7 protein-coding genes and 1 pseudogene are annotated in these 7,171 nt (G+C 67.0%); 5 read left to right on the top strand and 3 right to left on the bottom strand.

The genetic code is table 11. The features are described from left to right. Positions 1-628, top strand: a 628-nt coding sequence (locus ACFFC4_RS16590; RefSeq protein WP_375502863.1) for a hypothetical protein, incomplete at its 5' end; no start/stop codon positions are given. A 183-nt stretch (positions 629-811) separates the two neighbouring features. Here the strand turns inward: ACFFC4_RS16590 and ACFFC4_RS16585 are convergent. Further along, positions 812-1,261, bottom strand: a complete 450-nt coding sequence (locus ACFFC4_RS16585) for a hypothetical protein (protein WP_375502861.1) — start codon at positions 1,259-1,261, stop codon at positions 812-814. Between the two features lie 108 nt (positions 1,262-1,369). Here ACFFC4_RS16585 and ACFFC4_RS16580 point away from each other — a divergent pair, with 108 nt between their 5' ends. The 3 genes and pseudogenes from ACFFC4_RS16580 to ACFFC4_RS16570 form a co-directional block, all read left to right on the top strand. Then, positions 1,370-3,196: a histidine kinase gene (locus ACFFC4_RS16580; protein WP_375502859.1), complete on the top strand. Its 1,827-nt coding sequence runs from the start codon at positions 1,370-1,372 to the stop codon at positions 3,194-3,196. Beyond that, positions 3,193-3,858, top strand: a complete 666-nt coding sequence (locus ACFFC4_RS16575) for a response regulator (protein WP_375502857.1) — start codon at positions 3,193-3,195, stop codon at positions 3,856-3,858. Before ACFFC4_RS16580 ends, ACFFC4_RS16575 begins: the two co-directional genes overlap by 4 nt. Positions 3,859-3,987: 129 nt before the next feature. After that, positions 3,988-4,285, top strand: a pseudogene (locus ACFFC4_RS16570) (aminoglycoside phosphotransferase family protein); the annotation flags it as partial. A gap of 25 nt (positions 4,286-4,310) precedes the next feature. Here the strand turns inward: ACFFC4_RS16570 and ACFFC4_RS16565 are convergent. Together ACFFC4_RS16565 and ACFFC4_RS16560 are read right to left on the bottom strand one after the other, a co-directional pair. After that, positions 4,311-4,979: a response regulator gene (locus tag ACFFC4_RS16565; RefSeq protein WP_375502855.1), complete on the bottom strand. Its 669-nt coding sequence runs from the start codon at positions 4,977-4,979 to the stop codon at positions 4,311-4,313. Next, complete coding sequence (locus ACFFC4_RS16560; RefSeq protein ID WP_375502853.1) at positions 4,976-6,142, bottom strand: sensor histidine kinase; 1,167 nt, start codon at positions 6,140-6,142, stop codon at positions 4,976-4,978. Before ACFFC4_RS16560 ends, ACFFC4_RS16565 begins: the two co-directional genes overlap by 4 nt. A 169-nt stretch (positions 6,143-6,311) precedes the next feature. Here ACFFC4_RS16560 and ACFFC4_RS16555 point away from each other — a divergent pair, with 169 nt between their 5' ends. Continuing rightward, complete coding sequence (locus tag ACFFC4_RS16555) at positions 6,312-6,758, top strand: hypothetical protein (protein WP_375502851.1); 447 nt, start codon at positions 6,312-6,314, stop codon at positions 6,756-6,758. Positions 6,759-7,171: the final 413 nt, after the last annotated feature.

Raw genomic sequence — 7,171 nt, 5'->3', positions numbered from 1 at the left:
GCAACAACGCAGAGCTGTACGCGAACGATTTACACCACTCCCCGGGGCACGACCGATCGTCGCTCTTCTTGCTGCACTCGTTGGTGCACTCGGCGCGCTTGGCGCGGTATGGCTGCAGAACTGGAACCAGTCTCGATCAAGCGAGGCTGACGCCCGCGAATGCGCCTATATCGATCTGCTCGTCAGTTCATTGGCGATGGCGCGCCGAGCCCGGTCGTTGATCGCCACACTTCAGGTGCGTACTGGGATCAGTGAGGGTCTCGCGGTTACGTTCGGCCAGCGTCAGCAGATGGACCCCATGACTCTCCACGAATGGCTCGAGGAGGATGTCGCGGCCGTCATGGAGGCTTGGACTCGAGCTTGGGCCACCGCGACACCTGCGGGCGTCGCAGCAGCGAGCAATCGGGTCATGACCTGCTGCGGCGATGTCTTCGGCGTACTTGACCTCTCCGCACCGGCCACGATGCTGGGCCGACTGCGCGAGACGCTAGCGGGGGTAGACACCGAGATACTTCAGTCCCGGTACCAGGAAAAGTTGGCGACGCTGGCACACGCTCGGCGAGACCTTGCCTTGCTCGTACGCGCCGAGACTGGTCGCGCTCCCGCGGAGCTATTCGAGGCGGAGTAAGAACCGTCGTTATGCGCCGTTGCTGACGGCAGACGGTGTCGCCCAGATGGATCGTTACGGCGACCGCGCTGGAACGAAGGACGGCTCGCACGACTATTCGAGGATCCGGATGGCCGTTCCGCTCGCTCGTACCTCGCTCGCGCAAAGTGCCGAGCATGTCGACCGGTGGGGGACTCGCGCTGTTCAGTCGTGCGGGCCGCCCGTGCTGCGGTGGCTGCGGATCGCCCAGGCTGCGATGAAGAGCATGCAGACGCCGATGGAGAAGAAGCTCCATTCACCGTGCAGTCCGATGTTCGATCGGGAGAACAGGTGGCGTCCCAGCTGGTCGAAAGCGGCGCTCACGGCGGCGAGGATCAGACCCGTTGCGAGGAAGATCCCGAGCGCGGCGAGTACTCGCGCTGATCCTTGACGGGCGGAACTGAGGACGACGGCCAAGGCGATTGCCGTGAGCCAAAGGCCGGCGAAGCCGGTGAGGAACAGGATCGAGTCGAGCGGGTCGAAGTGGCGGTTGATGGCGGCGGTGGTCACGGTGTCGACGACAAGTGCGCCCCCGGACAAGAGCGCCAAGGCGCCGGTGGTGCGCAGGGCGCGGTCGTCGCGGATTGGGGTGGCAGAGGCAGTTGTTGTTGTCATGCGATCAGCGTTGGGCAGCAGAGGGTTGATGTCGTCCCGCCGGCGCGTGAACTCCGGTCCCCCGTGAGAGGGACGCGCGGGAGCGGTTCGCCGTTCTACGCTGCCTGCGTGCGGTGGCCGCTCGTGACGCTGGTCGGGCTCTGCGCTGCACTGTGGATCGATGCTTTGGCCGGTGGAGGGGTCGTCGCCGGGGCGCCCGCTGTAGTCGTTGTCGCGATCGCGTCGCTGCTGGCCGGCCTTCGGGGAGCGTGGCTGCCCCTCGCGGCGGTCGGGTTGACCTCGGCCGTGCTGTTGTCGGTGGCAGACCAGGTCGCCGAACCTGGCAAATTCGGTCTCGCCAGCGACGGGGTCTTCTATTGCGTCGTTGTGCTCGGCCCGTCGCTGATCGGCTGGCTGATCGCCGGCCGGTCTCGCCAGGTGGCCCAGCTTCGCGCCCGCCGCCACACGTTGGAGCGGCAGCGTGCCGTCGCTGTGCGGGTTGCGCGCGCCCTGGAACGTGAGCGCGTCGTACGCCGCCTTGATGTCGGCCTGGCCGAGCGTCTCGTCCGGTTAGTCGCACAGGTGCGCACGAGCGGAATGGTGGCCGAGACCGATCCGGACGGTGTTCCTGCCCGGTTGGAGGAGGTCGAGAACTCTGCACGGGGTGCGCTGGCCGAGCTGCGTGATGTGTTGGGAACCCTGCGCAGCAACCACTCCGCGGAATCGCAGGAACCGGCCGCCATGCACGGAACCGGTGGGCTCGGAACCGCTGCGCCCGGAACCGGTGTGCCCGTGGCCGGCACGGCCCAGCCGGGTCAGCGGGCAGTACCGGCGCTGGCATCGCGTCGCATCGACCTCATCGACGCGGCCCTGTTCGCCGCGACGGTGCCACTGGCAATCGAGACCGCACTCCCCGGCCACCTGGGCCCGGCCGGATGGAACGTGCTCGCCGCCCTCACCCAGGGCGGTGCCCTGCTGCTGCTGCGTCGCCGCCCGCTGATCGGGTTGGTGTGTCTGCTCGCCGTCGCCGCGCTCCAGACCAGCGTCCTGGCGCCGCTGCCACCGACCGTCGGCTGGCTGTTGCCAGCGCTGGCTGCGGCACTGATGCTCGGTCTGACCCATCCTCGATCGATAGCCCTCGTCGGTCTCGTGCTCCTGGTCGCCGGTGATCTGGCGATTGAACTGGCCACCCCTGCCGGTCACCGTGCCCTTGCCGGATTGTTACCGGGGCTGGCGATGGGACTACTCGTCTGGTTCGGTGGACGACTTGCAGCCGCAGCCCAATGCCGTGGTCGAGAGCTGCGAGCGATCACCACGGAACTGGATCGGCGGCAGGCAGACGAGGTTGGACTTGCTGTCCTGAACCAGCGAGCCGAGATTGCGCGCGACCTGCACGACGCAGGAGCGCACGCCCTGACAGTTGTGTGCCTCCAGGCGGCGGCCGCGCGGGCCTGGTGGCACCGGGATCCGATCCAGGCGCGCCTGGCTCTCGACGCACTGACCGACGTCGCACAGAACACCCTCGGGCACGTCGGCCAGTCCCTCGGCGCACCCGCCTGCGCCGGAGTGGACCACTCCCTCGACCCCCGCGGGCTGAACGCTCTGGTCGAGATGGGACGAGCACTGGGGCTGGAGGTCGACCTGGGAGTCACGGGGGCACCGCGACCCGTCCCCGACAAGGTCGGCCTCGTCGCCTACCGGGTCGTCCAGGAGGGCCTCACCAACGCCGCACGCCATGCCGCCGGCAGCACCGTGCGGATCGCGTTGTCCTACCGACGCGACGCGCTCGACGTGTGTGTCCTGGACTCCGGACGTTCACGCACCGCGGTCGTGACGCTCACCGGGACAGGCGCCGGGCTGACGGGAATGCGCGAGCGGGTCGAGGCTATTCGCGGCGAACTGCACGCCGGACCACGCGGGCCTGGCTTCGAGATCTCGGCGCGGCTGCCCACGTGAATGACACGACAACGGTCCTCATCGCCGATGACCAACACCTCGTGCGCACCGGCCTGCGCATGATCATCGACGCGGCCGAGGGGCTGCTAGTGATCGGTGAGGCCGTCGACGGCACGGACGCCGTCGCCGCGTCGGCCCGGCTGCGGCCTGACGTCGTGCTCATGGACATCAATATGCCCCTGCTCGACGGGATCGGAGCGACCCGCGCCATCCTCGGCGGTACGCCACCGGTCCCCCGCATCGCTGTGCTGACCACCTTCAGCGACTCCGAAACCGTCTACAACGCGCTGGTTGCCGGGGCCAGCGGCTTCCTGCTCAAGGACATGCCCAGCGTGCAACTCGTCGGAGCGATCCGCGCAGTCGGCCGCGGCGAAGAACTACTCGCGCCTGCTCTCACCCGCCGGCTCGTCGAAACCTTCGTGACCGTCAACCGGCCGCCGTCAGCAGCCGGCCTCGAACGGTTGACCAATCGAGAGATCGAAGTACTCGCGCTGCTCGCCCGCGGACTCTCGAACGCCGAGATCGCCCAGCAACTCGTACTCGGGGTCGAGACGATCAAGACCCACGTGTCCCGAATACTCGACAAGCTCCAGCTTCGCGACCGCGTCCAGGCCGTCATCCTCGCCTACGAAACAGGCATCGTCCGCGCCAATCACAACTGACCGAGCTGCCCGGCTAGCAGCAAGAACCGTCGATAGGCGCGAACCCCTGTGAGCCAAGCCTCGGTGCAGATGAAACGTTCTGCGCTTGGCCGAAGAACAGGATCGTCGATGAGCGCCTGGATGTGTTCGATGTCGAGGCCTGTCTTCGTGCCAACCGTAATAAGCGGGTTCAAAGGGACGGGGGTCGTCGTCGCCCATAGCGAGCGCGCGACCGCGCGTGTTGGCGACGTGTTCTTGAAGATCGACGCGGATCGGACCCGCACCGACATCGGGTTGAGACCATGCGGATGGCACTGGTCCCCACCGCGGAGGTCCTCTGGCGCAACCCGCCCGCGCTCGCGCTTGCTGCCGTGCCAGGGACGCGCTCGGCCACCCCGGCCAACCGTCCAGCGCCTCGTCAGCGGCGTGGGCCGCAGCTGGAACTTCGCAGCCTCGGGGTTCCAGCATCGCTCTCAGTCAGGGCGGTTCGTGGCCGCTGCGTCGCCCGGACGGACCAACCCGGTCTCATAGGCAAGTACCACGAGTTGAGTGCGGCTGCGGGTGCCGGTCTTGGTCAAGATGCGGCTGAGGTAGGTCTTGACCGTGGCCTCGGACAAGAACACCGCAGCGGCCATCTCCGCGTTCGAGCGGCCTCGTGCGATCTGCACCAGTACGTCGATTTCGCGATCGGTCAGCGCCGACAGCGCTGCCCTGCGGCCTTCGGGTGCCGGCCCGGATACCGCGTCCTGGATCAGCCTGCGGGTGATGCGTGGGTCGAGGAGTGCGTCGCCACCTGCAACGGTGCGGACCGCGGTCACGAGTTGCTCCGGCGGCGCGGTCTTGAGCAGGTAGCCGCTTGCACCGGCTCGCAGCGCGGCATAGACCTGCCCGTCGCCGCTGAAGGTGGTCAGCACCAGGACTTTCGCGTCGGCGGGCAGCCGTTCGATGGCGGCTATGCCGTCGAGGTTGGGCATCCGTAAGTCCATGAGGATGACGTCGGGTCGGTGCGTGGCGGCCGCGTCGAGCGCCTCCAGCCCGTCCCCCGCCTCTGCGACGACGATTAAGTCGGGCTCGGTCTCGAGGATCATCCGTAAACCTCGGCGTACCAACGCCTGGTCGTCGGCGAGCAGAAGTCGGATCATGATGCGTCCGCAGCGACGGGAAGTACGGCGGTGATCAGCCAGCCGCCACCCGGTCGGCGTCCGGCGTCGAACGAGCCACCGAACATCCGCACCCGCTCGCGCATGCCGAGCAGTCCGTGCCCGCCTGTCGTGCCTGCTGGCGCCGTGGCTGGCCCATCACCCTCGTCGGCCACTCGCAGGGTGAGCTGAGCGGGGTCGTAGGCAAGTTCGACCAGGGTATGGCTGCCGCGGGCATGTTTCATCACGTTGGTCAGGGCCTCTTGTACGAGACGGTACGCCGAGACTTCCAACGCGTTGCCGAGATCTCGGCGCTTGCCGGTGATCAGTAGCTCAATCGGTACGCCGGACTGCCTTACCGCACTGACGAGTTCTTCGACCGCGGCGAGTCCGCGTTGCGGCGCGAGGTCCTGCCCGTCGTCGCGGAGCATGCCCAGGAGCAGGTACAGCTCGTCGACGGCGCGACGGCCACTGTCCTGGATCAGCGACAGCGCCTCGCCGGCCTGGTCCGGGTGATCACGCATGACCCGCTGCGCGGCGCCAGCCTGGATGACCATCAGCGACACGTCGTGGGCAATGACGTCGTGGAGCTCACGCGCGATCCGTTCGCGTTCGGCGACGACGGCTTCGCGCGCCTGTAGGTCGTTCTCGCGCTCGAGCAGGCTGGCGCGAGCGGTAGCGGTATCTGCTTGCGAGCGAAGGTGCTGCAAGACGCGGCCGATGACGGTGGCGAGCACGATGGCCAAGGCGTTGAAGACGACTTGACCGGCTGAACGAAAGTCGGGAGCGCGGATCGCGAACCCGCCCATTACGAGCACGGTGAAACCCGCGATCACGTAGAGGTAGCGAGTCGGCCGGTAGGCCGCGACCGCGTAGATCGCGATCATCGACGGTATGAACGAGCCGTAGAGGTCGGGCTCGTGGCCGAGCCCCAATGTTGGGACCAAGCTGCAGACGGCAAGTAGTGCGAGCACCTCGACCGGTCTGGTCCGCCACCAGACCAGGGCCAGGCAACCGATGACACCCAGCACGGTGGTCACGACAGAAGGGTGGGGCGGTTGGAACGTCGTCACGGCCTCGAGCACGACCAGGGCCAGCGGGAGTCCGACGACAGCCGCGTCGGAAGGGTGCAGGTGGGTCAGGAGTCGGGTCGAGGTCGCCTGCACGTCGTCACCCTAAGCCGGGCCGCCGGCCGCAACAATCGACGTTTGCAGTCCATGTCAACGACTTTTGGTGACTCCGATGACCCACTTTTGGTTGATGACGTCGGGCATGCCGTCACGGCAGGTTGAGCGAGGCCGAGAAACCGCTCGGTCGTCGACGTGGAGGACTTCTATGAATCGCAAGACCGCACTCGTGACCCTTGGCGTGGCCGCCGCCTTCGCGACCGGCACCATCGTGACCACTGTCGCCGTTCCCGCGCTGGCTGCAAGCAGTTCTCCCACCGTTATCCAGCACTTCGACGCCGAGAGTTCATCGGCGCCACTTCTGGTCAGCAAGACCAGCTTCGTGCTCACCGACACGGACGTCGTGAAGCACAAGACGATCGGACATGACGTCTTGTCCTGCACGGACACCGGAACAGGCACCACGCGCTGTCACGTGGTCTTCGCTCAGCGGGGCGGTCTGCTGTACGCCCGGTTCGCGCTGTCGGACAAGACCGGCAGGCTAAAGGGCGCCGTCACCGGCGGCACAGGCAGCTTCGCGCACGCGAAGGGGACGCTCGCCGGTCAGGCAGTGACGCAGAAGGACGTCAGAATCACGCTGCACTACAAGAAGTAGCTCAGCAACGCGGTCGCGTCGACCATGCAAAGCCATCGCCCTGAGAGGTATGCACTGGCATGGTCGACAACCTCGTACTGCCGGCTCACCGCGATCGAGCTGACGCTCACATGCGCGAAGCGTCCTACACGAGGTGTAGTGAAGTCCGCTCTGGGCACCAGCCCGTCATCGCGATCCCCGCATTCGTCGATTAGCGGTTCAGGGCAACGCGTCTGCCCCTCGATATCCGTCGACAGGCGCGGCGCGGCGGCCAAGTACTCGACACGCATATCTATCCGTAAGTTCGAGCGTCCGGTACGGCTTGCCGGTGTGACACACCCTCACCGGGCGGGTCAAGGGTAGGAGGTGCGGCGGATTTGTGGGGCGATCACGACGACGCCGGACATCGCTGGAGGGGTTCCTCATGCGGGCAG

Source organism: uncultured Jatrophihabitans sp., from assembly GCF_964244045.1.
GTDB lineage: Bacteria > Actinomycetota > Actinomycetes > Mycobacteriales > Jatrophihabitantaceae > Jatrophihabitans.
Note: the sequence above shows the minus strand (reverse complement) of the source record. Positions and strands in the feature narration are given on the sequence as shown.